A 24,594-nucleotide genomic window follows, 5' to 3' on the forward strand; every position below is an offset into this window, starting at 1 on the left:
CGAAGATTTGACCGTCGTCTTACGGCGGCCTGCGCTCCGCTCAGTGGTGGTAGGGCGGATAGTACTGGGCTGCAACCGGACTGGGCTTTGCTTGGATCCATCGCGCGGTCGAAGGGACCAGCGTCAGGACGACTGTCAAGATCGGAAAGAAGAGGCCCGCGATGAGGAAGGTATCGACTGAATCGAAATCACGACGGGGCCGGTCTGAGATGCCGAAGACGATGTCGGCGAGGGCGGTGATTGCAAACAGGATGACCAGGGCGCATCCGATGACGATCAACCGGCGGCCGTACGTCCTGCGTCGAAACAGAAAGATCGCCCCGACGACGAGCAACAGCCCGAACCCGAAGCCGATCAACGGTAACGAGTACATCCGGGCGTCGCGTTCCTCTTGCCCTGAGATGAAGATCGCGACGATCCCGGCCGATCCGAGGATGATCCCGACCAGTCCCCCCAGTAACGCCAGGATGCCGGCGATCATCGCCGTGGCTCGGCTCGGGCCGCGGGGCGGCGTCGGTTGATTCCCGCCGGGGTAGCCGGGTTGCTGTGGCCACCCGGGAGGTTGTTGTCCGAATCCGGGTTGGTGCGAGTAGATCGGCGGTTGGATCCCGAAACTGGGCTGTTGTGAGAAATCCGGCTGCTCCGGAAATCCAGGACCTGATGGTCCGCTGGGAAAGGTCACAGTTCCCCCTGATCTTTCGAGATTGACCGACTGCGGACCATGTTCTCAGTGCTCGTACGGTGGATAGTTCTGGGCTGCAACAGGACTCGACTTCGCTCGGATCCAACGCGCTGTCGAGGGCGCGAGGGCCGTTACCAGAGCCACGGTGGGGATGGCAGCCAGGATCACGCCGGCAAGGACCGGTCCGACATCGGGGTTGGGGGTTTGTCGGTCGTGGACAACGAAGGCGCCGACGGCCACCAGGATGGCAGCGGTGCTCGAAGCGCAGCCGCCGACGAGGAGCCAGCGCCCGATCATCATGCGTCGAAACAGCAGGATCGCCCCGGCGCAGAGGGGCAGACTCAAGGCGAGGCCGAAAAGCAGCCATACGAGCGCCATGTCGTCACCGTTGCCGGTCACCAGTTCGGATGTGGGTATCACTGTGAGGGCGAGACCGAACAGGCCGAGTAGCAGCGCCAGGGCTCCGGCGATGATCGCCGTGGCTCGGCTCGGGCCGCGGGGCGACGTCGGTTGATTCCCGCCGGGGTAGCCGGGTTGCTGTGGCCACCCCGGTTGCGGATAGCCGGGTTGTTGTTCGAAGACGGGTTGATGCGAGTAGATCGGCGGCTGGATCCCGAAACTCGGCTGTTGTGAATAGCTCGGCTGTTCCGGAAACCCCTGATCGTGGGGTCCACTGGGAAAGGTCACAGGTCCCCCCGGAGTCTCGAAAGTTGACGGGCCCACTGTATCCGGCCAGCCGAGAGCAAAGTGGTACCGGCGGTAGGAGACGCTAGGTAGCTGCGACCAGTTCCTGTTTCGCCCGGATCCACGCCGCGGTCGACGGGAGCAGCGCCACCACGAGCGTGGCGACCGGGAGCACCAGACTCAAGATTGCCAGTCCGCTGATGGCGTAGGAGCCGTAGCGGGCTGTCGTGGCCAGACTGAGTCCGAGGCTGATCAGGCTGCCGAGGATGATCAGTGCGCAGCCGATGACGATGAGCCGACGGCCGGTCATCTTGCGTCGCAGCAGCGCCACCGTGCCGGCCAGGAGCAAGAGTCCGCAGGCGACGCTCAGCAGGGTGGCGAGGACCGTCATCGTCAGTGCCCCAGGGGTTCTGAGGGCCAGAGTTCGCAAGCCCGCGTCACCGGCCAGTGCGGCGAGGCCGGACAGCCCGGCGATGCCGTTGCCGAGGGTCAGCAGGGCGCCGATCCCGGCGAGGACAGCCGTGATGATCGCCGTGATCCCGTGCGCCGAAACCCTCGGCGCGGCCGTTGGTTCCACCGGTTGGGATTCGTCGAGCGGGTTCTCGGGTTGTTGACCCTCGGATTCTGAGGGAGAGGTCACTGCTGCTCCGATCGTGAGTGGTTGGCAGGTCGGTACCTGAGCGGTCAGCCCGGGTACGGCGGGTAGGGCTGGGGAGCAGGCGGATTCTGCTGGGCCCGGATCCAGGCCCCGGTCGGCGGCAGCAGGACCAGCACGAGCGTCACGATCGGGAAGATGACACCCACGAGATCAGCGCCGACGCCGCGGTCGTACTCGTAGTCGGCGATGGCCGACGGTGTCCACGTGAGGTTGATCAGCGTGCTCAGGATGGACACCGCGCATCCCGCGGCCACGAGCCAGCGGCCAATCATCTTGCGTAGCAACAATGTCACCGTTCCGATCAGAAGCAGCAGCCCGGCGACGATGTTCAGCGTCGTCATGGCGATCAGCGGTGTCCACCCGCCCCAGGCGGAACCGGCTACTTCGGACGATCCGTTGATCAACACGGAAAGTCCGAAGGCCATCGCCAGGCCGCCGAAGAAGTTCGCCAGGCCGCCGAGCCCGGCCAGAACCCCTGCGATGATGCCGGTCACCCCGCTGGGGGACGCGGGTGGCGCGGGTGGCAGGCCATAGGGCTGTTGCGGGTAGCCGGGCGGGAAATAGCCGGGCTGTTGTTGATACCCAGGCTGCTGGGGGTAACCGGACTGATCGGGAGACCCCGGACCGTAAGGCCCATTGGGATAGGTCACGGCTGCCCCCGATCCTCGAAGTTTGACGGGCTCACCCTATTCCGGATGGGGGCGGACAGAGCGGCTTTGGCGTCAACTCCAGCCCGGGTACTGCGGGTAGGTCGGGGGCGTAGCCGGATTCTGTGGGTAGGGCTGGGGCGCAACCGGATTCTGCTTCGCTCGGATCCACGCCGTGGTCGACGGAACCAAGGTCAGCACGATGGTCGCGATCGGGAAGATGAGTGACACCAGTACGAGTGGGCTGCCGGGGGCGCCGGGGTAGTCGTTCTGGAACGAGGCAGCCGCAGCGAAGCTGCCCACCCGGCCGAGAATAGCCAAGGAGCACCCGATCACGACGAGCATACGGCCGATCAACTTGCGTTGAAACAGCATTATCGAGCCGGCCAGGAGCACGAGTGCGGAGGTGCCGGTGACCACCGTTGCGACGATCTCGAGCACATGGGTTTTGGTGCTGAAGTTGCGGAGACCGGTCGACAAGATCCAGTTGAGAATCAGGAGGCTGCCTTCGGCCGCGCCCTCGAGCGCGCCCAATCCCGCCAGGACGGCGGCGATGATCCCTGTGACCCCGCTGGGTTCCCCGGATGCCTGTGCTTGGGGCTGCTGTCCGGGATAGCCGGGTTGTTGGCCCAGCACCGGCGGGAAACCGGGTTGCTGTGTGTAGGGCGGCTGATAGCCGGGTTGGTCAGGGAACCCCTGACCGAAGGGCGAATTGGGAAAGGTCACAGATCCCCTCGATCCTGACGTCGATATGGTCCCGGTCATACGGATTTCGCAGATCAGGGCTATTTCCGGTAGCCTAACCCGGTTGCCGACGCAGGCGACCCTCCTGCCACGGAATTCGCCGTGGCCGTACACGACCAGAGGAGGTGATGAGGTTCTAATGCGTCCATACGAAATCATGGTCATTCTCGACCCCACACTTGACGAGCGCACCGTAGCTCCGTCGTTGGAGACGTTCCTGAACGTCATCCGCAAGGATGGCGGTTCTGTCGACAAGGTCGACATCTGGGGACGCCGCCGGCTGGCCTACGAGATTGCCAAGCACGCCGAGGGCATTTACGCCGTTGTCGACGTCAAGGCTGAACCGGCCACCGTGTCCGAGCTCGACCGTCAGCTCAACCTGAACGAGTCCGTGCTGCGGACCAAGGTGATGCGGACCGACAAGCACTAAAGGCTGTCAGTCGTCGGCGGGGCTACGTAGGCTTCGCGCAAACGGACATGCCTATCCCAGGAGGATCTCGTGGCTGGTGACACCACCATCACAGTTGTCGGAAACCTGACCGCTGACCCGGAACTGCGTTTCACTCCGTCTGGCGCAGCAGTCGCCAACTTCACCGTTGCCTCGACGCCGAGGATGTTCGATCGGCAGAGCAACGAGTGGAAGGACGGCGAGGCGCTGTTCCTGCGGTGCAACATCTGGCGTGAGGCGGCCGAGAACGTGGCCGAGAGCCTCACCCGGGGTTCGCGGGTGATCGTCACCGGCCGGCTCAAGCAGCGTTCCTTCGAAACCCGCGAGGGTGAGAAGCGCACCGTTGTCGAGGTCGAGGTCGACGAGATCGGTCCGTCCCTGCGCTACGCCACGGCCAAGGTCAACAAGGCCAGCCGTAGTGGCGGCGGCGGTGGTGGCTTCGGCGGTGGTGGCGGCGGAGGTTCGCGCCAGGCCGAGCCCAAAGACGATCCGTGGGGCAGTGCGCCGGCGTCGGGCTCCTTCAGTGGAGCCGACGACGAGCCGCCGTTCTGATCAACAACGAAATTTTTGCAAGGAAGAGATAACCAATGGCCAAGTCGAATACCAAGCGGCGGCCGGCACCGGAAAAGCCGGTCAAGACCCGCAAGTGCGTGTTCTGCTCCAAGAAGGGCAAGGGGCAGATCATCGATTACAAGGACACCGCGCTGCTGCGCACCTACATCAGCGAGCGCGGCAAGATCCGTGCCCGCCGGGTGACCGGCAACTGCGTCCAGCACCAGCGTGACGTTGCCGTCGCGGTGAAGAATGCCCGCGAGGTGGCTCTGCTGCCGTTCGGCTCGTCGACGCGGTAGGGGGGCAGAACAATGAAGCTGATTCTCACCGCTGAGGTGGAGCACCTGGGCGTCGCAGGCGATGTCGTCGAGGTCAAGGACGGCTACGGCCGTAACTACCTGCTGCCCCGTGGGCTGGGCATCGTGGCCTCCCGCGGCGCCGAGCGCCAGGCCGACGAGATCCGCCGGGCCCGCGAGGCCAAGTCGATCCGCGGCGTCGAGCATGCCAACGAGCTCAAGACCGCGCTCGAGGGTCTGGGCGAGGTGTCGCTGCCGGTTCACGCCGCTGCCGACACCGGCAAGCTGTTCGGTTCGGTCACTGCCGCTGATGTCGTGGCCGTGATCAAGAAGGCCGGCGGCCCGAACCTGGACAAGCGCACCGTGCAGCTGCCCAAGGCGCATATCAAGTCGGTCGGCACGCATCCGGTTACCGTCCGGCTGCACACCGGGGTGGAAGCCAAGGTGTCGCTGAACGTCGTCGCGGAGTAATCCCGTAGCGGAATAATCCGTAGCGGAGTAATTCCGCCGGCACTCAATCGCCCGGGTGGGGACCTGCAGAGGTTTCCACTCGGGCGTTTGCTGTATGTCTGGCGAACTCGTTGCGGGAAACTCTGGACAGCGAAGCTAACTCGGTGTTAACCCGCCGGGTCCCGGGGCGCAACACAACACGCCCGGGACGGCAACCCGGCACGACACGCCGAAGAACTTCCCATACACAAACACTGACAACCCCTATGGCACTCTGACCTGGGAAAATAAAAGATCGCTCGGGAATGATCCACAGGTTCTCCCCAGAGGCTCAACACCGCGACCGAGACCTATCCCCACACCATCCACAGGTTCATCAACAGGGGTGGCTTTCGGGGGTGCCAGCAACCGTCTACCGTGATGCGTCGCAGCGCCGTCACGAGCTTGTCGGAGCCCTGTTTTACAGTTGCAGTACCGATTCGAATAAACGTTCGAGCTTGTCGTGAGGCAGGTCTCGGAAGGGGGTGGGGAGTCCGTGGCGGTGGTGGACGACCTGGGGCATCCAGATTCGGAGATGGATGGCCCTCCGCCTGGGGAGGACTTCGGCCGGCAGCCGCCGCAGGACATGGCGGCCGAGCAGGCGGTCCTGGGCGGCATGCTGTTGAGCAAGGACGCGATCGCGGACGTCCTCGAGCGCTTGCGTCCCGGTGACTTCTACCGGCCGGCACACCAGAACGTCTACGACGCGATCCTGGACCTCTACGGCCGAGGGGAGCCCGCCGACGCGGTCACCGTGGCGGCCGAGCTGGATCGGCGTAGCCTGCTGCGCCGCATCGGCGGGGCGCCATATCTGCACACGCTGATCTCCACCGTGCCCACTGCGGCCAATGCCGGTTTCTATGCCGGCATCGTGGCCGAGAAGGCCCTGCTGCGCCGGTTGGTGGAGGCCGGTACCCGGGTGGTCCAGTACGGCTACGCCGGGGCCGACGGCGCCGACGTCACCGATGTGGTCGACCGGGCACAGGCCGAGATCTACGACGTGACCGAGCGACGCGCCTCGGAAGACTTCGTCGCGCTCGAGGACCTGCTGCAGCCCACGATGGACGAGATCGACGCGATCGCCTCGCAGGGCGGAATCTCGCGTGGCGTGCCGACCGGGTTCACCGAATTCGACGAGATCACCAACGGCCTGCACCCCGGGCAGATGGTCATCATTGCGGCCCGACCTGGTGTCGGGAAGGCACTCGCGCTCGATACCCCGCTTCCGACGCCTAACGGGTGGGCCACGATGGGTGACATCGCCGTGGGCGACTACCTCATCGGCGCTGACGGTGAGCCCACGCGTGTGGTCGCGGCCACTGAGGTCATGCTGGGCCGGCCGTGTTTCGAGGTTGAATTCTCCGACGGCACAGTGATTGTCGCGGATGCCCAGCATCAATGGCCGACGGGCGACGGCATTCGCACCACCACTCGGCTGCGCCCGGGTCTGCACACCATTGCTGCACCCACCTCGGGTGGGGGAGCTGCAGTGCTGACGCCGGTCTGTCAGGTGGCGGCGGTGCGCCGGCTACCCAGCGTGCCGGTGCGGTGCGTCGAGGTCGACAACGCCGCACATCTGTACCTGGCGGGCCCCGCCATGGTGCCGACGCACAACTCCACCCTTGGCCTGGATTTCATGCGGTCGTGCTCGATCAAGCACCGGATGGCCAGCGTCATCTTCTCGCTGGAAATGAGCAAGTCCGAGATCGTGATGCGACTGCTCTCGGCCGAGGCGAAGATCAAACTGGCCGATATGCGTTCGGGCCGGATGAGCGATGACGACTGGACCAAGCTGGCCCGCCGGATGAGCGAGATCAGTGAGGCGCCGCTCTACATCGACGACTCGCCGAACCTGACCATGATGGAGATCCGGGCCAAGGGGCGGCGGCTCGCACAGAAGGCGGATCTGAAGCTCGTCGTCGTCGACTACATGCAGCTGATGAGCTCGGGCAAGAAGTACGAGTCACGCCAGCAGGAAGTGTCGGACTTTTCCCGAAGCCTCAAACTGATGGCCAAGGAACTCGAAGTGCCGGTGATCGCGATCAGCCAGCTCAACCGTGGTCCCGAGCAACGTACCGACAAGCGTCCCCAGGTCTCTGATCTTCGTGAGTCGGGCTGCCTGACGGCGAACACGCGAATTCTGCGCGCCGACAACGGTGCTGAGGTTACCTTCGGTGAGCTGATGGCGACCGATGAGCGCCCGTTGGTGTGGTCGCTCGACGAGCACAAGCGCATGGTCGCCCGCCCGATGACCAACGTGTTCTACAGCGGGCACAAGGAAGTCTTTAAGGTCCGGCTGGCATCGGGGCGTGAGGTCGAGGCCACCGCCAACCACCCCTTCCACACACTGGACGGTTGGGTTCCATTGGGAGAGTTGACCGTTGGTTCCCGGGTGGCGGCTCCGCGGTTAGTGCCCGAACCGGTGCATACCGAACGGATGGCGGAGTCGGAGATCGTGATGCTGGCGCACATGATCGGCGACGGCTCATGCGTGAAGCGTCAGCCGATCCGCTACGCCAGCATCGATGAGGAGAATCTGACCGCCGTGACGACGGCGGCGACCCATTTCGGAATCTCCGCCGTACGTGACGAGTACGCGGCGGCCCGGGTGACGACCCTGCGTATGCCGGCGCCGTACCGGCTCACCCACGGTAAGCGCAATCCGATCGCAGCCTGGCTGGACGGTTTGGGGCTGTTCGGGAAGCGAAGCTACGAGAAGTTCGTGCCCAAGCTGGTTTTCGCGCTGCCCAATGATCAGGTGGCGTTGTTCCTCCACCACCTGTGGGCGACGGATGGATCGGTGCGGTGGGACGCCAAGGTCAACCAGGGCCGGATCTACTACGCCACCACCAGCCGACAGTTGGCCGACGATGTGATGCAGTTGCTGCTGCGGGTCGGGGTGTCCGCGCGGATCAAGCGGGCCAAGAAGACCGGGTACCGGGACTGCTGGCACGTGCTGATCTATGGTGTGGAGAACCAGCGACGGTTCCTGTCCGATGTCGGCGTGCACGGTGGGCGTGGTGTGCTGGCGCGTGATGTGTTGAGCCACCTGACGGCTATCAGCTGCAATACCAATCTCGACACCGTGCCCAAAGAGGTGTGGGAGCAAGTGAAGTCGGCTCTGACCCGTGACGGCATGACACACCGCCAGTTCGCGGCGGCGATGGGCACCCAGTTCTGTGGTTCGACAATGTGGAAGCACTCGCCGAGTCGGGAACGGTTGCGTAAGGCCGCGAACCTGCTCAACAACCAGACTCTGCGCGACCTCGCTACCAACGACGTGTTCTGGGACGAGATTGTGGAGATCACCAGCATTGGCGAACAGGACGTCTACGACGGAACGGTCAGCGGGACGCACAATTTCGTCGCTAATTTAGTTAGCCTACATAATTCGTTGGAGCAAGATGCGGACATGGTCCTGCTGCTGCACCGCCCCGATGCGATCGACCGGGAAGATCCGCGCGGCGGTGAAGCCGACATCATCCTGGGCAAGCACCGTAACGGACCTACCGCGAATATCACTGTGGCGCACCAGCTTCACTTCTCGCGGTTCACGAATATGGCGCGTTAGCCGAATGCTTGTCGAGATGCAATGAAGATTGAAAAGCGTGCATTGATTGTTAAACAACAGCCCACAACTGATTTGGCGCATCAGCGGTGAAGTCACGCTCGACAAGATCATCGTGTACCGGCGGACCAACCTTGCCGTTCTTGCCGCGCTTCTTGCCGAACACGCTCCACAACTGATTCTGCGAGCAGATCCGCCAGGCGGTGCGCTCGGCCATCGACTCGCCGGCCTCTCGGGCCACTTCGACCAGGTAGCGGTACCCGAACTCGGGGTCGTCCTTATGCGCGTCGAACAGCGCATTGGCGCGATAGGCCTCGACGAGTTCGGCGTCGGTGATGGGATGGGCCAGCCAGCGGTAATAGGGCTGGCGGGCGAGCTTGAGAACCCGGCACGTCACCGCGACGGGTATCCCGTCGGCGGCGAGCTCACTCACGAGCGGGTAGAACCTTTTCCCGGAAGGTTGGCCTGCGACAGATAGGCCGTGGCCCGGCGCAGGACTTCATTCTCCTGCTCCAACAACTTGATCCGACGCCGCGCATCCCGCAGCTCAGCGGACTCGCCAGTGCTCCTGCCAGGCTTGGCGCCTTCATCGATATCGGCCTGGCGCATCCACTTGTGCAGCGTCACCGGGTCCCCCTCACTGGCACCGTGAACCAGGACGAATGTCGAAATGAGCATCCTCGGCGGACATCCATCATTCGATGTAACGCGAAGTAGACCAACTGCATTCATGGAGTGGCTGGACGCGCGCCAACGGCCTCGAAGATGAAAGGCTAGGAGCGCCGCCGATCACGACATCGCTAAGTGCGTGCAGCGGGCGACGAACACCGCTGTGCAATGCACGTTGGGCACCGCGATGAGATGTCTGAGTTGCTCACAGTTTTTCTGCTGTCTCGCATAGCAATTCGTTGGCTGGCGTCAATCTTGGATGTTCAATTGTGCGTCTGTCGGGACGGTGAGGTGCCGCTTCGTTTAAGGGAGCCGGAAGCGGCGGGGTGAGACATCGGCAAGGCGCGGCTGTTATTCGTCAGTCGCTTAGTGCTATCAACAGCGGGACGACGCAGTCGTCGACGATTGCGTCGATATCGGCGTCGCTTAGGGGTGCGCCGACAAGTGCGTCGTGGCGCATCAGGTCGAACGGAACGCGTAGTGCTCTTAACGGGATCTCTCCATCGCCGAGTTCGCCGCGAGCACGTCCGCGTCGCAGGATCGGTTGTAGTAGTTCGTCTGCGGATTCCAATAGCAACGCGTGTGCAAGTACGCCTGCCCGGTCGTCGAGGTCGGCCATCAGCCCGATGATGGTGTCGCGGCTCTTTTCGGGAAACCGATCCCGTATCGCGCTGAGCAGTGCCGTCAGATCTCCGGCGAGTGAGCCGGTGTCGGGAGTTGGCGTCAGCGGTGCGGTCACCTCTAAAGCGTTGACGACCATCAACGCTTTGGTCGGCCAGCGTCGGTACAGCACCGGTTTACTGGTTTGCGCCTGCGCCGCAACGCCGTCGAACGTCAGCCCGGAATAACCGTGCCTCGCTAGCTCGGTGCGCACCGCTGCCCGGATCGCGTCCTCAAGGGCCTGTCCGTAGCGCCTGGCCAAGGCACCTCCCTGCGACATAGATACGTTGCGTATCTCGAAAGAATAGCTTAGCGTCAAGATACGAATAGTATCTTGCGGCTGAAGCGGCCATTGCCGCGACACCGCCTCAGCAGAGGAGCGTGCGATGGCCGGTCGTCGTATTGATGTGCACAACCACTACATGGGCCAACCAATCTACGGATACCTGCGCAATTCAGGCTTTCTGCCGGGCAACTTCCCGATCGCGGAGTGGACACCGGAGAAGGCAATCGCGTTCATGGACCGCCACGACATCGCCACTCAGGTGTTGTCGTTGCCGTTCAGCTTCACCACCAATCCTGCTGATTCCACCGATTCGCAGTCCCCCACGGTGCTGGTCCGCCAGATCAACGAAGCCATGGCGGAGGTGATTAAAGACCATCCTGGGCGCTTCGGAGCTTTCGCCACGCTGCCGTTCAATACCATCGACGCGACGCTGGCTGAGATCGATTACGCCCTCGATGTGTTGAAGCTCGACGGTGTCGCACTGACCTCGAATGTTGGTGGACGTTACTTCGGTCAGCCGACTTTGGAGCCGATCCTGGCAGAACTGGGCCGCCGACGCGTGCCGGTGTTCGTGCATCCGACAGACTGCGCGTACAGCAGCGAACTCAACCTGGGCAGGGTCGGATCGTTCATCGAGTTCCCGTTCGACACGGCCCGCAACATCACCAACGCCGCCTTGACCGGAGTGTTTGAACGTCACCCAGGGCTCACGCTGATCCTGGCTCATTGCGGGGGAGCGTTACCCACCTTGGCGGTGCGTATCGCCGAGCATCTCGGGCTGGGTCAAGGGCCCGCTGATGTTGCCATCGATGCTCAGCAGTTCCGTGATGTGCTAGCCGATCTCTACTACGAGACCGCGCTGGCGGGCAGCCCCAATTCGTTGCTTCCTACTCTGGAAGTCACCCGCACGGATCATATCCTCTTCGGCACCGATTTTACTGCCGCGCCAGAGGGTTTCATCACCCGCAACATCGAGCAGTTGATGTCCTCAAAGGCGCTCGACAGCGCCGATCGGCATGCCATCGAGCGAGGTAACGCCGAGCGCTTGTTCCCTCGTTTCGGAGCTGCCTGACAACCAGAGGATCGCGGCTTGCTGAAGAACCGTTTTGGCGCCCCGCGTGTCCGGGCCGAAGGGGGTTCCACTAGTCGCGAAACGCCAATCGGGGACTCGACAGTCGGGTACGGTCGCGGCAACGGGTCGTCCCGTTTGACGTCTTCGGGCAATCGTAAGCAGCCCATTCGCAAGATGCGTTGCTGCTGAGCAACTTTGGGGCCACAAGCAAATATCGACGACGTTGCTCGTCAGTGGCGAAACGCCGGGTATTGAGCCCGTCAGGGTGGATTAGACACGGCGCGAATCAATGCCCCGTCCTGTGGCAGTGGACACCAAAGTGAGAATTCGCGGCGTGGACATCAATTGAGAACGTCGCCAACAACGCAGCTCCGCGAGCCGGGTGTGAACACAGAACTTGAGAAGCACAGGACTTGAAGAAGTAGCGGCTGCCGCTCCGTCGGTGAGCAGCGCTCCGCCGTAATCAGCTACGCAGCAGGGATTCTCGGACCGCAAGTCTTCGTCGGCAGCATCCTGCACCGGACCGCCGCGAAGGGCAAGGGAATTCAGAAAATCGTCGACGAGGCCGAGATGCAGGTCGCATGGAAGGAGCAGAAGAACAAGACGCCGTCGGTGTGCGATTGGATGATGCCGCTTAGCGATCACATTCTCAACAACAGCCGCAGGGGTGACAAAGCTGCTTGACGGCAATTAGGCGAGTCCTATAAACCTTCGCTGCATCTCGACAGCACGTCGCACCGCCGTTCGAGCGAGCACGGGCGGTTGGAGGGCCTCACCGCGACGAAACTCGCCGCCCTGAACTCAAGCCGCTACAGCGTCCAACAGATCTAGAGCCCATGACCTTCGAGGTACTTGTAGGAAATGCAACGGCTCGTGAGACAACGGCAGTGCGGTCACCGTGAGACAAAGGTCGAAAGGCCACGTCAAGACGGTCGGTCGATTCAGCCGAGGATGAGAACCTACTTGCGCGAGAGCACCGACAACACGCCATGAACGTAAGCGAGTACGGCTGGCGTCAGATGTGCCCGCCGGGGAACATGGTCTTGACGGCCTGAGTGATGGTGTTGCGAGCGGCCGCGGCGTCGCCCGGTTCCAGGGAGCTGATCGCCATCACATAGCGGGCGTCCAGGCCGATCGCTCCGGTGGACACGTGCAGCTGGTTGGCGCCGCTCCAGCAGCAGAACCAGCCCTGCTTGACGGCGACCGCCTCGGCGAACAGCCCCTCGGGGATGCCGAAGCGCTGCGGGTATCCGTCGGTTCCCGTCGGCGTGGATTGGGCGAGGTTGGTGATGATCACGCTGGTCTGTTCCGGAGGCAGCCCACCAGTGCCGTCGAGCAGCATGTCGTAATAGCGGACCAGGTCACTTGCGGTGCTCTGCGTGACGTCCCAGTGTCCGTTGTAGGGCGCGGTGGTGCCCGACAATCCGTACCGCGCCACGACGCGTGAGATGATCGCGTTTCCTCCGCTGCGGTCCCAGAAGGTCTGGGCCGCGCCGTCGTCGGAGGAGCGGAGCATGATGTCGAGCGATTTGCGGTCCGCAGCAGACAGTTTCGTCTCGCCCTTGGATTCCTGCAGCAGCAGGTCGTCGGCGATGAACAGCTTCACCACCGAGGCGATCGGGAAGGGTTGGTTGGCACCGTTGGAGACGATCTGACCGGTGTCGCGGTCCATCACGACGACTTCGATGTCGGCTCCGGACTTGGCCGCGTCGGCGGTGGCCTGGCGGGTGCGGGCATCGAGTCCGTCCCATGGCGTCAGCGGCTCGGCATCCACGTCCAATGGTGTCAACGGCGGCTGCGGGGCGATGACCGGCGCTGCGGGCATGCACCAAGCTGGTGCCGCAGAACCGTTGACGAGCAGCGCCACGCCGACGATCGCCATGCACGTCATCGCAGGCTTCGACAGCCGCCTCCGCATAAGTCCTCCAATTGATCCATAGCCAGGGCAGCTGGGATGGACTCTGCGCCCGCCGGTCCTACCAGCTTAATCGGCCGCCCAGATGGCCGAGGAGGCGCGGCGACCAACCTGACCGGCGAGTCACCCTGGCCCGGCTCACCGAAACGCGCGCCTGAAGAGGAAGTCATCCGCTGGGACGGGCAAGCTTAGGATCCGAACTGTCGGGAGGGGACAGATGAAACTGGGTCCGAGTGCAGGATGTGTCTTCGGCATGGTCGTTGCTGTCCTGGGCAGTGTGCTGGTGGCGTGTTCGCCGGGGTCTGCGCCGACCGCGCTGATCAAGGATGTCCCGTTGCAGTCGGGTGAGCAGACCACGATTCCGTTCAGTGGGTTTGACTACCGGGAGATGGGTGTCGACGCGAAGAACGTTCTCTATCTGGGTGGTATCGGTGGGTTCGCGACCTTGATTCCGGGGGCGGCCCAGCCGACGCCCATGAAGCCCAGTGGCAATCCTCCTGTGTCGACGTTCGGGGTTGCGCCGGACGGCCGGTTGTCCTTTGCCACTCTCGATGGCGTCGTCGAGACGATCGCACCCGGCTCCAGCACCTCGGAGCCGCTGCCGTTCGACAAGCTCACCAGGCACGGTCAGATGGCGGTGGGCCAGGACGGGTCGGTCTACCTGGCCGACAACCAGCGCGACAAGCTGTTGAAGCTCACGCCCGGCGCGAGCGCCCCCACGGAGCTCTCCGTCGAGATCACCAACGGGTTGGGGCACTTGGTGATCGACGCCGACGACAACGTGTATGCAGCCATGGACGAGAAGATCGTGAAGATTGCGAAGGACGCGGAGAAGGCCGAGCCGGTGGCAGGGGCGCCGGACAAGGTGGGCGGGCTGGCGGTGGACGCCGCGGGCAATCTGTATGCCACCGACCGGAAGGCCGCAACGGTGTCTCGGATGCCGGCCGGCGGGGGTGACTGGGTCGAACTCCCGTTCAACGGGCTTCAAAGCCCATCCGCCATCACGGTCGACGGCGACGGCAACGTGTACGTCATGAACACGAACCTCCGCGAGACCGCTACGAGAGACACAATCGTCAGGCTCGCTGCCGAGTAGCCGGGGTTTCCTCCCGGGTTGGGCAGTCAGAACATTTCGACGACCCACACCTCCATGTCGAACTGAGGATTCCCGGGATCGGCGGGGTCGGAGATGCGGTGCTGCTGGATGACGGTGCCGAGGCTGAGAATGTCCGCGCGTGGGGTCGAGAACTGCACTTGGTTCGATGCGTAGGTGAACCGGCACCCACCGACGAGGGCTGACTGTGCCAGGCGTCGAATCTCTTCGAGGGTCACCTGGTTGATGGGCGCGCTGCGCATGCAGATATCGCTGGCGCAACCACTGACCAGGCCGGCCGTCAATGGTCGGCCATGAGCATGCTGACTCTCGGTGGCGAAGTCGGAGAACCCGAGGTAGTCGGTTTCCCCCTCGCCGTAGATGTTGATCCGCATGGCGTTCCCGATCGGGTTGATCGGGGTCCCCTGATGCTGGGCACGGCCGTCGGGCCCCGGCGCGGAGACGCGCGGTGGGGTCGGGCATTGCGAATGATCATGTAGGTCGCCCGCTTCCGTGGGTGAGACCAGGCCGTCTCCCGGTGGCGTCAGGCTCTCGAAATCCCTGACGTCGTCGTCGAGATGTCTGATCGTGCCTTTTCCGACGATCCTGTCTGCGGTGACCTGCCCCGGGCCCAGAATCCCGCGCTTGTTCTTGTATGCCTCCACCGCGTCGCCGGTGCCTTCTCCGTACACACCGTCCACGGAGAGCCCGGCGGCATCGACCTCATTCAGCGCGATCTGGATTCGCCGCACGTGCTCGCCGACGTCGTGGATGCCCTCCCCGATGTGCGCCGGATCAGACACCAGGCAGGCCTCGAGCTGACCGTCACGAGCCGGCGAGGTGAGGAGCATGCTGTTGAGTCCCATTTTTCGTCCACCTCTGGTTCGCGCAAGCGGGCTGCTTGCTGATGGATCCAATCCTGGGCGGGCACGTTTCGGGGTGCGCGAGTAGTCGGCTACCCGACTCTTCGGATGGCATCGTGAAAAGCAGCTCAAGAGAGACTCGACATCTCCCATGCCAGTTCGTAGCCTGTGCGAGACGTCCAAGCCGGGCCACGACGGTCCTCGCAGCGAAAGATCGTGACAAATCCGTATGACCTGGGTGCGCCATTCACTGCGGCGAGCGCTGTGCGGTTCCGCCATCGCCGCCCTGGTGGTGGCGACGTCGATGGGCGACGTGAAGGCGGAGCCCGGGGCTGACGCGCTGTCGAAGCTCCACGAGTTGTCCCGACAGGCGGTGCAGGGTCGCGAGGCCGTCACTGCCGCTCAACGCGATGTCGACGCCAAACTTGCTGCCCAGACCGCGGCCGAAGACCGCCACCGCGCGGACCTGGAGGCCCTTGCCGCCGCCAACGTCCAGCTTGCGCCCTATCAGGCCGCGGTCAACCGGGTGGCGGCAATGACCTATATGAGCGGCGGCGACGGTCAGATGGCAGCGGTGCTGACCGCAGGCTCGCCGCGACAACTGATCGACAAGCTGTCGTTGCAACGGGTCGTGGCTGCCAAGTCGGCCGATGACATGTTCGCCTTCAAGGCGACGCATCAGCGCGCGGCGGCCGCCGCGCAGGCGTCAGAGACATCGGCCGCTGATGCCCGCGCCGCCGTCGAGCAAGCCTCCGCTGTGCGCGCAGACCTTCAGGCCAAATGGAGTGAACTGCAGCGGCAGATCGCCGCCGCAGAGGCGCAGTACGGCGCACTGGCACCGCAACAGCAGGCAATCGTCGACAACGCGGGATCACTTCCCGTGGGCGCTCCCGCAGACATCCCGGAAGGGTTGCCGGTCGGTGTCGCCTCCGAGGTCGGGTTACAGCCCAACACCATCCTGGCCGCCCGGGCCGTCAGCGCGCGCTTTCCCCAGATCGCCGACATCGACGGGGTCCGGCCGGATTCGAAGCCGTGGCATCCCAGCGGTCTGGCGATCGACATCATGATTCCCAACCCCGGAAGCCCTGAGGGCATCGCGCTCGGCGACGAGATTCTCGCGTACGCGCTGAGCAATGCGGCCCGATTCGGGTTGCAGGACGTGATCTGGCGCGGCACCTATTACACGCCGAGCGGTTCGCAGTCATCGGGTTACGGCCACTACGACCACGTGCACATCACCACGACGCCGCGCCACTGACCGCGATGCCGCGCAGCCTTCGGTCGGGCTATCCCTCGAGCAGGCTACGTTTGATGATCTTGCCTGTCGTCGTGCGCGGCAACTTGTCGAGGAAGGTGACGTCGCGCGGAATCGAGAAGCGGCTCAGGCGGTTTCGGATGTAATTCTTGACCATTTCCTGGTCGAGAGAGGCGCCGTCGGCAACGACGACGAACGCCGCGAGGCGTTGGCCGAACACCGGATCGGGAACGCCGATCACCGCGACTTCGGAGACCTGTGGCAACAGCGCGAGCGCTTCTTCGACGGGCCGCGGAAAAACGTTCTCGCCGCCGGAGATGATCATCTCGTCGTCGCGTCCGGCGACGAAGAGGCGCCCACTGGCGTCGAGGTATCCGACATCGCCGGTGTCCATCAGTTGGTCTTTGATGGCAGGTGACGCTGCGTTGGTGTAGCCGTCGAACAGCATGTCGTTGCCGACGAAGATGCGACCGACGGCGCCGACCGGCACGGGATCGCCCGCCTGATCGAGTATGGCGATGCGGGTACCGAGCGGAGGCCGACCGGCGGTGGTCGGGGCGGCGCGAAGGTCGGTCGGGTCGGCGATCGTCGCCCAGGACACTTCGGTCGAGCCGTAGAAGTTGTACAGGATGTCGCCGAAGGTATCCATGAACTTGATGACGGAGGCTCCGGGGATCGGCGACCCACTGCTGGCAACCACCCTCAGCGACGACGTGTCGTATCGATTGATCACGGAGACCGGCAACTCAAGAATCCGCTGCAGCATGACCGGTACGGCAATCAGGACCGTGCATCGGTGTTGCGCAATGGTTTTCAGACACTCTTCAGCGTCGAACCGTTCCATCAGCACCACCGTCGCACGCAGCGCGGCACTGAGCTGCAGCGCGGCCAGGCCCCAGGCGTGGAACAGTGGCGCGGCCACCAGCATCACCTCGTCGCGACGCAGCGGCATCCGGGACAGCATCGCGGCGATCGTGCCGAAGCCCTGTGGGGTGGGTCGGCGCGCACCTTTCGGTGTGCCCGTTGTACCGGAGGTGAGAACGACCAGCTTGCCCGGCTGTTTCGGCGGGGCCAGTGGCCCGTTGTTGGTACCGGCCGAGATCAGGTCGCCGATCGAACGACGCTGCGGTGCAGCGGAAGCGGGGCGCGTGGCGATGCGGGGAATCTCGGCGGGGAGATAGCGCACCTGCTGCTCGAACTCCTCGTCGACGAATATCGCGTCGACGGCATGGCGGCGGATGATCTCTTCGATCGGGTGCGCGGCCAGACCGGTGTTGAGCAACACGAGGTCGGCGCCCAGCTTGCTGGCCGCCACCATGCACTCCACCATCGCCGAGTGATTGCGCGCCAGGATGGCGAGCTTGCTGTTCGCGGTGAAGCCGACGGTGGTGAGACCCGACGCGATGGAGGTGGTGCGCTCAGCCACTTCCGCATAGGTCGATTGCCCGAGGCCATCGATCAACGCAAGGTTGCGGGGTGATCGGGCAGCGGCGGAGGTGAGGCCGCCGGCCAGGGTGAATCCCCACTTGGACAGGGAGTTGAGTTGTCGCAGTCCGCGATCGGGCCGGGATGCCCGCACAACGCCACTGAGGACCATGGTCTTGGCGACGCTGAGCTGCAGGGAGCGCATGTCGCCCATGTTGACCAGGAGTGAGGATGGCTTGCCGGCCAGATAGTCGGCAATGCGCTGTAGGCCTTCTCGGACCCAGTTTTCGACGGCGCTGTCGTCGATCTTGGCCAGGTCAGGGTGAAGCTGGCCGATGGAGAAGGCGGTCACTGCGATCCGGGTGTCGTTCGCTCCGGGAGTCAGCCGAATCGACACCGAACTTTCGGGCATCTGGGTGGCGTGGAGGAGCATCTCCCTGCCGGAGCGCCGAACTGTCAGGTGCATCTCGTGAACAACGACTGTGCCGCGGGGGGTGGAGAACCGGAGCTCGAACTGCTGCGCATGGTCAGAGGTCTGCTCGCACGACCCGAGTCCGCGAAAGAATCGCGGATACTCCTCGGGTGATTGCAGGACCTCCCAGATATCCGGACATGAATGATCCAGCATCACGTCGAAATCGATCACGTCACGTCGCACGGGTGGTCCTGCCAGTCGATCGTCTGTTCGCTCGGCCGCCAACTGAGTGAACACATTGTGGTTCATCGGCCCGCGATACGGAGCAGTTCTGGCTCCAACGCCGCAACACTCAGCGGAGGCAACAGGGGATACGCTTCCTGCGTGACGCCATCCGCTTCACGACGCGAAGTCCTCAGGTATGCCGCTGTCCTGGCCCCGGCCTTGGTTGTCCCGGGTGCGTTGACTGCGTCAGCCGGCGCACCGACGGCCTCGGCCGACGGTCTGCAGATCGTCGATTTCGCCGACCGGCTGGTCCAGCCCGAACAGCTCAAGTCCGCGGGGTTCGGCGGTGCGTTGGTCTATGTGTCCGAGTTGCGGCCGGGCGCCACGTTCGATTTCAAGCCCGTCACCCGTGACTACGCCGATCGCCTCCGCGCGGCCGGCTTGCAGGTCGTCAGCTGCTACCAGTTCGGCAAGCCCGGGTGGCCGACGCCGTCGGACTTCACCCGCGGGTACGACGGAGGTGTGGCCGACGCGCGGACGGCGTTGGGGCTCCATACCGCGGCGGGCGGTCCGGCATCGGCACCGATCTTCTTCAGCGTCGATGAGGACATCGACGCGGCAACGTGGAAACGTTTGGCAGTCCAGTGGTTTCGGGGGATCAACTCCGTGCTGGGGGTGGCGCGGACCGGAATCTACGGCGGTCGCAGGCAATGTGGATGGGCGCTAGCCGACGGTGTGGTCGGCGCCTCCAGCACTCCCGGCTACCGGTGGGCCTGGCAGACGAAGGCATGGTCGCGGGGTGAGCGTGAGCCGGCTGCCGTGCTGTTCCAGAGAGAGGTCGTGACCGCATCCGACCCGGGTTTCGTGATCGACGGTATCCACGTCGACGTGAATGACGTTCTCGCAGCCGATTACGGCCAGTGGGATCTCGCCAGATGATGCACCAGGAGGAATCACTGTCATGACCAACACCGACATGCTGAACGCTGCTGCCGCTACCGGTACGGCGATGGAGCAGGCGGTCGCGATCTTCATGCTGCATCCGGAGAACTTCGCGGCCAGTATCGCCGCCGGCTACGAGAATCCGCTGGCGGGGTATGTCGCAGGCCGCGGCGGGGTGCTGGGTGATGCGTCCGGTGCCACGGTCAGTGCCGTTTTCGCGGTGTTCGAGCCGACCGGCCTTGCCGCGATGTGGGATGAAGGCGTCGCGGTCCGCGGCGCTGAGGGTGCGGCACAACAGTATTGGGAGCAGGCCGCGGAGTTCGGACGCAAGTACCTGTCCGCTGCCGAAGGGCTGGATCGCATCTCCGAACTGGGGGAGAAGCTCATCGCCGCGACGCCGATCGCGGGCCTGCCGCTGTTCGCGGGGTGGCGCGCGATGCCGTTGGCCGACGATGCCCCGGCGCGGGCGCTGCAGGTGATGTTCGTGCTCCGTGAACTGCGCGCGGGCGTTCACTTCAACGCGCTCACGATCTCGGGTATCGCCCCGGTGGAGGCACACATGCTCAACAAGGGGCCCCAGTACACCGCGATGTTCGGTTGGCCCGAGCCATTCGCCGACGGTGAAGACAAGAAGGACCGGTACGCCGAGATCGAGCAGTCGACCAACCGGCGGATGGTCGAGATCTTCGAGGCCGCCCTTGATCAGGCCGAGGCCGACGAGCTCGCCCGGCTGAGCACCGAAGCGTTGGCCACCTTCAAAGCCGGTGTCCCGGGCTGAAAGGCCGATCTGTGCGGTTGAGCCGAGACGAGCGCGAGCGGGTGTTCGCGGCGGTGGCCGACGAGCGCCGGTCGATCGCCACCCTGGTCGAGGGGCTCGATGCCGACCAGTTGGCCACACCGAGCCTGTGCGCGGGCTGGGACGTCAAGACGGTTGCGGCTCATCTGGTCAGCGATTTCACCGACGGGTTCTGGGGATTCCTGGTCAGCGGTATCCGCCACGGTGATATCGACCGTGGCATCGATGCACTGGCCCGCCGCCGGGCCCAGGCGTCAGCTGCCGAGATCGCCGAGACGCTCCGTCGTCGCGCCGACTATCGGCTCAGCCCGCCCATCACCGGCCCGTTGTCGGGACTGACAGATGTCTTGGTGCACGGCGCCGATATGCGCATCCCGCTGGGACTTCCGCATCAGCCCGATCCTGAGCACGTCGCTCGGGTGCTCGATTTCCTCACCAGCCGAACACAATTCGGGTTCTTCCCACGTAATCGCCTGCGTGGTATCGCGCTACACGACGAGGATACTGGGCGCACATGGGGGGAGGGCCGGGCCGTCTCCGGTCCGGGCGTTGCGATCATGCTGGCGGTGTGCGGTCGCACCGTCGCGTTCGACCGCCTGTCCGGCCCTGGACTTCTTGCCCTGGACTCGCGCCTGCACTAGCGCAGCGAGCTCTTCACCACCCATTTCGTTGCGTTTTCGTCCGGCGGTCGAGGTTTGCTCCTTAAGCTGACGACGACCACCAGATCCTGTGGCCATTCGAAAACTTCGAAAGGCCGGACGATGACAGCTGCCAATAGGTTTCCGACACGTGTACCGCGGTCACGTGTTCGATGGCCTTGGGAAATCGGTCGGGTCAGCAGGTGGCCGAAGGTTGCATTGGTCAACTTCGGGAGGCAGGGATGCTGACAAAAATATTCCGGAAGGTCTGGCTGCCGATCGCCATCGTGGTTGCCCTGTCCGTTGGCTTTCTCACGGTCTCGCACCTGAGGACGATCTTCGGTGCGCATCCGGTGCTGGTCACACCGATCGGCGCTGACACCGCGGAGAAGTTCAATCCCAAGGTCGTCACCTATGAGGTGTACGGCTCGAGCGGTGCGGCGGTGATCAACTACAAGGATCTTGACGGAATTCCACAGCGTGCCGGAACCGTGGGGCTGCCCTGGAGCCTGACGTTGACGACTACGGCCCCCTCGGCGTCACCGAACATCTTGGCCCAGACCGACGGCGACAGCATCGGTTGCCGAATCACCGTCGATGACGTCGTCAAGGACGAGAGGACGGCTACCGGAGTGAACGCACAAACCTTCTGCCTGGTGAAGGCAGCATGAGCGCGCCTGTGGACGATGCGCCGACCGCTCCCGTTCCAGGCCGGCGTCACAAGTCGCGGCCGGTCATCCCCCGGTTCATCCGGATTTTCGCTGTCCCGATCATCGTTATCTGGATCGCCTTGATCGCGATTCTCAACACCGTCGTGCCCCAACTTGAGGAAGTGGGCAAGATGCGGTCGGTGTCGATGAGCCCCAACGATGCGCCGTCGATGATCGCCATCAAACGTATCGGCACGAAATTCGAGGAATACCGCAGCAGTAGCTCGGTGATGATCGTGATCGAGGGACAGGACAAGTTGGGTGCCGACGCGCACGCGTACTACGACAAGATGATCCGCGACCTGCGCGCCGACACCAAACACGTAGAGCACGTGCAGGACCTGTGGGGCGACTCGTTCACGGCGGCGGGAGCCCAGAGCGTCGACGGCAAGGCCGCGTATGTCCAGGTTTACCTCGCGGGCGATCAAGGCGAGGCATTGGCCAATGAATCGGTGGACGCCGTTCGTCAGATCGCCGAGGAGAGCCCGGCGCCGCCGGGGGTCAAGGCGTACGTGACGGGCGCGGCGGCGACGAGCTCGGATCAGAACAGGATCGGCGACGAGAGCATGCGGATGATCGAGATGGTCACCTTCGGGGTCATCATCGTCATGCTGTTGGTGATCTACCGATCCGTGACCACCACGCTTCTCCTGTGCGTACTGCTTATCGCCGGACTGGCGGGTGCCAGTGGGCTGGTCGCATTCCTGGGTTACTACAACGTCTTTGGCCTGACAACCTTCGCGACGAACATGGTGGTGACCCTGGCCATCGCCGCGGTGACCGACTACGGGATCTTCCTGGTCGGCCGATATCACGAGGCGCGCCGAGCCGGCGAGGATCGAGAATCGGCGTACTACACCATGTTTGAAGGGACTGCCCACGTCGTACTGGCCTCGGGCCTGACCATCGCGGGCGCCACCTTCTGCCTTCACTTCACCCGGCTGCCCTACTTCCAGACGATGGGCTTCCCCTTGGCCGTCGGTATGGCGCGTTCGTCGTCGCGACAGCGCTGACGTTCGGAACCGCGCTGATCTCGATAGCCAGCCGCTGGGGCAAGTTCCTGGAGCCGCGCGGGAAGTCGAAGGCCAGAGGGTGGCGCCGGGTCGGCACCGCGGCGGTCCGCTGGCCCGGCCCGCTGCTGGTGTTCGCGGTGTCGGCGTGCCTGCTCGGTCTGCTTGCCCTGCCCGGCTATCACACCATCTACAACGATCGGAGATATCTGCCCCCTGATGTGTCGGCGAATGTCGGTTACGCGGCTGCGACCAGACACTTCTCCGAGGCCAGGATGAATCCCGACGTGATGATGATCGAGACGGACCACGATCTGCGGAATCCAGCTGACTTCCTCGTGATCAACAAGATCGCCAAGGCGCTGGCGCAGGTGCCGGGCATCGCCCAGGTGCAGACCATCACCCGCCCCGACGGCAAACCCATTGAGCACTCGACGATCCCGTACACACTCAGCCAGAGCGGCACGGGCCAGATCATGGGCAACGACTACCAGCAGGGGGTCATCGACAACATCCTGGCCCAGGCGGGCGAGATGCAGACCTCCATCGACACGATGCAGAAGATGCAGTCCATCACCCAGCAGATGGCTGCGGTCACCCACAGCATGGTGCAGAAGACGAAGAAGACCTCGACGGATACCAATGAGGTTCGCGACCACATTGCCGACTTTGATGACTTCTTCCGGCCGATCCGAAACTACTTCTATTGGGAGCCACACTGTTTCGATACCCCGGTGTGCTGGGCGTTGCGGTCGATATTCGATACTCTCGACGGAATCAACACGTTGTCTGACGACATTCAGGATCTCGTACCCGACCTGGAGCGCCTGGACGCCGTGATGCCGCAACTGGTCGCATTGATGCCGTCGATGATCCAGTCGATGAAGAACCAGAAGCAGATGATGCTCAATCAGTATCAGGTTCAGAAGACGCAGCAGGACCAGACCATGGCGCAGCAGAAGGACAGCACCGCGATGGGAGAGGCGTTCGACAAAGCCCAGAACGATGATTCGTTCTACATTCCCCCGGAAGCGTTCGAAACCGATGATTTTCAGCGAGGCATGAAGCTGATGATGTCGCCGGATGGAAAGGCCGTGCGGTTCACCATCATTCATGAAGGCGACCCGCTGACGCCCGAAGGCACGTCCCGTTCCGAGCTGCTGAAGAACGCTGCGGCCGCGGCCATCAGGGGAACACCGTGGGAGGGATCCTCTGTCTATCTCGGCGGTACCGCGGCGATGTTCAAGGACATGCAGCAGGGTGCCGACTACGACTTGTTGATCGCGGCAACGGCTGCGCTGATGTTGATCCTCATCATCATGATGATCCTCACCCGGGCTCTGGTGGCCGCGGCGGTCATCGTCGGCACCGTGGTGGTCAGCTTGGCCACCGCCTTCGGACTCTCCGTGGTGATATGGCAGCACATCGTCGGGATACCGCTGCACTGGATGGTGCTACCGATGTCGGTCATCGTGCTGGTGGCCGTCGGCGCGGACTACAACCTGTTGCTGGTGTCGCGGATGAAAGAGGAAATCCATGCCGGGTTGAAGACCGGCACCATTCGCGCCATGGGTGGCAGCGGTCCGGTGGTCACCGCCGCGGGGCTGGTGTTCGCGTTCACCATGGCTTCGATGGCGGTCAGCAAGCTGATCGTGATCGGCCAGGTCGGCACCACCATCGGCCTGGGCCTGATGTTCGACACGTTCGTCATCCGGGCGTTGATGACACCGTCGATCGCCACTCTGCTCGGGCGGTGGTTCTGGTGGCCGCAGCGGGTGCGGCCGCGCCCGCCGCGTTCCCCATGGCCCAAGCCCATCCAGCGAGATCCGGCGGAGGTGGCGTCGTGAGGCGG

Annotated in this window: 23 protein-coding genes and 1 pseudogene; 13 read left to right on the forward strand and 11 right to left on the reverse strand. The window is 63.9% G+C overall.

Annotated elements, in window-relative coordinates:
* Positions 1–40: 40 nt before the first annotated feature.
* From AB0876_RS07915 to AB0876_RS07935, 5 genes are all read right to left on the reverse strand, one after another.
* Entirely contained in the window at positions 41–481 is a 441-nt protein-coding gene (locus AB0876_RS07915) for a hypothetical protein (protein WP_526041664.1), read from the reverse strand.
* A 246-nt stretch (positions 482–727) separates the two neighbouring features.
* Positions 728–1,369 carry a hypothetical protein gene (locus tag AB0876_RS07920; RefSeq protein WP_526041665.1) on the reverse strand — a complete coding sequence of 214 codons (642 nt, stop codon included), beginning with the start codon at positions 1,367–1,369 and terminating at the stop codon, positions 728–730.
* Between the two features lie 82 nt (positions 1,370–1,451).
* On the reverse strand, positions 1,452–2,006 hold the full coding sequence (locus AB0876_RS07925) for a hypothetical protein (RefSeq protein ID WP_491839954.1): 555 nt from the start codon (positions 2,004–2,006) through the stop codon (positions 1,452–1,454).
* 44 nt (positions 2,007–2,050) lie between these two features.
* A complete protein-coding gene (locus AB0876_RS07930; RefSeq protein WP_526041666.1) occupies positions 2,051–2,674 on the reverse strand; it encodes a hypothetical protein in 624 nt (207 codons plus the stop codon).
* Between the two features lie 72 nt (positions 2,675–2,746).
* Complete coding sequence (locus tag AB0876_RS07935; RefSeq protein ID WP_526041667.1) at positions 2,747–3,397, reverse strand: hypothetical protein; 651 nt, start codon at positions 3,395–3,397, stop codon at positions 2,747–2,749.
* 157 nt (positions 3,398–3,554) lie between these two features.
* On the opposite strand from AB0876_RS07935, the gene rpsF reads away from it, so the two are divergent.
* From rpsF to AB0876_RS07960, 5 genes are all read left to right on the forward strand, one after another.
* The gene (rpsF, locus tag AB0876_RS07940; RefSeq protein WP_018603055.1) at positions 3,555–3,845 is read left to right on the forward strand and encodes a 30S ribosomal protein S6; all 291 of its coding nucleotides are present in this window, start codon (positions 3,555–3,557) and stop codon (positions 3,843–3,845) included.
* A gap of 69 nt (positions 3,846–3,914) precedes the next feature.
* Positions 3,915–4,415, forward strand: coding sequence for a single-stranded DNA-binding protein (locus AB0876_RS07945; protein WP_064932225.1), 501 nt, complete (start codon positions 3,915–3,917; stop codon positions 4,413–4,415).
* Between the two features lie 35 nt (positions 4,416–4,450).
* Complete coding sequence (gene rpsR / locus AB0876_RS07950) at positions 4,451–4,714, forward strand: 30S ribosomal protein S18 (RefSeq protein WP_055119147.1); 264 nt, start codon at positions 4,451–4,453, stop codon at positions 4,712–4,714.
* A 12-nt stretch (positions 4,715–4,726) separates the two neighbouring features.
* On the forward strand, positions 4,727–5,182 hold the full coding sequence (gene rplI, locus AB0876_RS07955) for a 50S ribosomal protein L9 (RefSeq protein ID WP_491839951.1): 456 nt from the start codon (positions 4,727–4,729) through the stop codon (positions 5,180–5,182).
* A gap of 514 nt (positions 5,183–5,696) precedes the next feature.
* Positions 5,697–8,771 (forward strand): replicative DNA helicase, encoded by a 3,075-nt coding sequence (locus tag AB0876_RS07960; protein ID WP_526041926.1) that lies wholly within the window; start codon positions 5,697–5,699, stop codon positions 8,769–8,771.
* A 49-nt stretch (positions 8,772–8,820) separates the two neighbouring features.
* Here AB0876_RS07960 and AB0876_RS07965 read toward each other — a convergent pair whose 3' ends face one another.
* The 3 genes from AB0876_RS07965 to AB0876_RS07975 all read right to left on the reverse strand — a co-directional run bounded on the left by AB0876_RS07965 (position 8,821) and on the right by AB0876_RS07975 (position 10,359).
* The gene (locus AB0876_RS07965) at positions 8,821–9,201 is read right to left on the reverse strand and encodes a hypothetical protein (RefSeq protein WP_448444513.1); all 381 of its coding nucleotides are present in this window, start codon (positions 9,199–9,201) and stop codon (positions 8,821–8,823) included.
* The gene (locus AB0876_RS07970) at positions 9,198–9,446 is read right to left on the reverse strand and encodes a transposase (RefSeq protein ID WP_448444515.1); all 249 of its coding nucleotides are present in this window, start codon (positions 9,444–9,446) and stop codon (positions 9,198–9,200) included. Before AB0876_RS07970 ends, AB0876_RS07965 begins: the two co-directional genes overlap by 4 nt.
* A gap of 349 nt (positions 9,447–9,795) precedes the next feature.
* The gene (locus tag AB0876_RS07975) at positions 9,796–10,359 is read right to left on the reverse strand and encodes a TetR/AcrR family transcriptional regulator C-terminal ligand-binding domain-containing protein (protein ID WP_448444517.1); all 564 of its coding nucleotides are present in this window, start codon (positions 10,357–10,359) and stop codon (positions 9,796–9,798) included.
* Between the two features lie 124 nt (positions 10,360–10,483).
* Here AB0876_RS07975 and AB0876_RS07980 point away from each other — a divergent pair, with 124 nt between their 5' ends.
* On the forward strand, positions 10,484–11,455 hold the full coding sequence (locus tag AB0876_RS07980; RefSeq protein ID WP_526041668.1) for an amidohydrolase family protein: 972 nt from the start codon (positions 10,484–10,486) through the stop codon (positions 11,453–11,455).
* Between the two features lie 1,015 nt (positions 11,456–12,470).
* Here AB0876_RS07980 and AB0876_RS07985 read toward each other — a convergent pair.
* Positions 12,471–13,373 (reverse strand): serine hydrolase, encoded by a 903-nt coding sequence (locus tag AB0876_RS07985; protein ID WP_064880301.1) that lies wholly within the window; start codon positions 13,371–13,373, stop codon positions 12,471–12,473.
* 250 nt (positions 13,374–13,623) lie between these two features.
* Here AB0876_RS07985 and AB0876_RS07990 point away from each other — a divergent pair, with 250 nt between their 5' ends.
* Positions 13,624–14,466, forward strand: a complete 843-nt coding sequence (locus AB0876_RS07990) for an NHL repeat-containing protein (protein ID WP_526041669.1) — start codon at positions 13,624–13,626, stop codon at positions 14,464–14,466.
* Between the two features lie 26 nt (positions 14,467–14,492).
* Here AB0876_RS07990 and AB0876_RS07995 read toward each other — a convergent pair whose 3' ends face one another.
* Positions 14,493–15,329 carry a peptidoglycan-binding domain-containing protein gene (locus AB0876_RS07995; protein ID WP_064880305.1) on the reverse strand — a complete coding sequence of 279 codons (837 nt, stop codon included), beginning with the start codon at positions 15,327–15,329 and terminating at the stop codon, positions 14,493–14,495.
* Positions 15,330–15,555: 226 nt separating this feature from the next.
* Here AB0876_RS07995 and AB0876_RS08000 point away from each other — a divergent pair, with 226 nt between their 5' ends.
* Positions 15,556–16,584 carry a coiled-coil domain-containing protein gene (locus AB0876_RS08000; RefSeq protein ID WP_526041670.1) on the forward strand — a complete coding sequence of 343 codons (1,029 nt, stop codon included), beginning with the start codon at positions 15,556–15,558 and terminating at the stop codon, positions 16,582–16,584.
* Between the two features lie 28 nt (positions 16,585–16,612).
* Here the strand turns inward: AB0876_RS08000 and AB0876_RS08005 are convergent, their stop codons facing one another.
* Complete coding sequence (locus AB0876_RS08005; RefSeq protein ID WP_526041671.1) at positions 16,613–18,664, reverse strand: class I adenylate-forming enzyme family protein; 2,052 nt, start codon at positions 18,662–18,664, stop codon at positions 16,613–16,615.
* Between the two features lie 141 nt (positions 18,665–18,805).
* Between AB0876_RS08005 and AB0876_RS08010 the strand changes: the two genes are divergently transcribed.
* The 5 genes and pseudogenes from AB0876_RS08010 (at position 18,806) to AB0876_RS08030 (ending at position 24,589) form a co-directional block, all read left to right on the forward strand.
* A complete protein-coding gene (locus AB0876_RS08010) occupies positions 18,806–19,585 on the forward strand; it encodes a glycoside hydrolase domain-containing protein (RefSeq protein WP_448444531.1) in 780 nt (259 codons plus the stop codon).
* 22 nt (positions 19,586–19,607) lie between these two features.
* Positions 19,608–20,366, forward strand: coding sequence for an SCO6745 family protein (locus AB0876_RS08015; protein WP_526041672.1), 759 nt, complete (start codon positions 19,608–19,610; stop codon positions 20,364–20,366).
* Between the two features lie 11 nt (positions 20,367–20,377).
* Positions 20,378–21,025, forward strand: coding sequence for a maleylpyruvate isomerase family mycothiol-dependent enzyme (locus AB0876_RS08020; RefSeq protein ID WP_448444535.1), 648 nt, complete (start codon positions 20,378–20,380; stop codon positions 21,023–21,025).
* A 242-nt stretch (positions 21,026–21,267) separates the two neighbouring features.
* A complete protein-coding gene (locus AB0876_RS08025; RefSeq protein WP_526041927.1) occupies positions 21,268–21,693 on the forward strand; it encodes an MmpS family transport accessory protein in 426 nt (141 codons plus the stop codon).
* A pseudogene (locus AB0876_RS08030) lies at positions 21,690–24,589 on the forward strand (MMPL/RND family transporter). The gene AB0876_RS08025 and the pseudogene AB0876_RS08030 overlap by 4 nt, the downstream one beginning before the upstream one ends.
* Positions 24,590–24,594 lie beyond the last annotated feature (5 nt).

Source organism: Mycobacterium sp. NPDC049093, from assembly GCF_040704635.1.
Lineage (GTDB): Bacteria > Actinomycetota > Actinomycetes > Mycobacteriales > Mycobacteriaceae > Mycobacterium.